1 pseudogene is annotated in these 322 nt (G+C 61.2%); it reads right to left on the bottom strand.

The window, feature by feature from the left end:
• A pseudogene (locus tag QCE73_RS34115) lies at positions 1-322 on the bottom strand (hypothetical protein); the annotation flags it as partial.

The following is a 322-nucleotide window of genomic DNA, read 5'->3' as shown; positions in this document are numbered from 1 at the left end:
AAACACCTCGCCGCCCTTCACGTGGGCGACGATCGCCGGCGGCTCGATGGAGGACGCCTTGACCTGCGGATATCCGGAGAGCCGTCGTAGCGTTTTGCCGTTCGATAGTTCATGCACGATCAGTCCGCCTAGACCCGAGTCGGTCAGATACATCGTCGAACCATGAAAGCGGAGGTCGTTAAGTTGCGCGCCGGCGGGCAGGATGGTGTCGTCGAAGCGCAGGACATCGAGCACGCGACCTGAGTGGGGGTCGAGCCGGATCAGCTTTTGCGCACCTCGGTCGAGCGTCTCATTGACGTATGGAAAGGCTGCCGCGTTCAAT

The sequence above is a fragment of the Caballeronia sp. LZ029 genome (genome assembly GCF_031451275.1).
Lineage (GTDB): Bacteria > Pseudomonadota > Gammaproteobacteria > Burkholderiales > Burkholderiaceae > Caballeronia > Caballeronia jiangsuensis.
The sequence above is the reverse complement of the archived record's forward strand: the minus strand, read 5'-3'. Positions and strand labels throughout refer to the sequence as shown.